The sequence below is a fragment of the Pseudomonas sp. LM13 genome (assembly GCF_041381355.1).
Classification (GTDB): domain Bacteria; phylum Pseudomonadota; class Gammaproteobacteria; order Pseudomonadales; family Pseudomonadaceae; genus Stutzerimonas; species Stutzerimonas frequens.
The window spans coordinates 1-382 of sequence record NZ_JACBXH010000149.1 but is presented as its reverse complement, the minus strand read 5'-3'; the positions used below and the strand labels follow the sequence as shown (position 1 = coordinate 382).

The 382-nt window shown below is 58.1% G+C and carries 1 protein-coding gene; it reads left to right on the top strand.

The annotated features are described in order from the left end of the window. A partial coding sequence (locus HZR81_RS23775) for an integrase core domain-containing protein (protein WP_500129417.1) occupies positions 1 to 342 on the top strand: 342 nt, incomplete at its 5' end. Positions 343 to 382 lie beyond the last annotated feature (40 nt).

Genomic DNA, 382 nt, shown 5'->3' with positions numbered 1-382 from the left:
CCGCATTGCTCGGGTGGTCTGATCCATCACAGCGACCGTGGAAGCCAGTACGTCTCGATCCGCTATACCGAACGGCTGGCGGAGGCCGGCATTGAGCCTTCGGTTGGCAGCAAGGGAGACAGCTACGACAACGCCTTGGCCGAAACCATCAACGGGTTGTACAAGGCCGAGCTGATTTACCGTCAGTCATGGAAGAGCCGCGAAGCCGTCGAAATGGCGACTTTGAAATGGGTGCACTGGTACAACCACCAACGCCTGCTGAGCTCAATCGGATATATCCCGCCTGCGGAGGCTGAGGCAAACTTCCACCAGCAACAAGCAGGTCAGGACATGGCGGCCTGACTTAAACGAAACGGCCTCCACAAAACCCGGGGCGATTCAC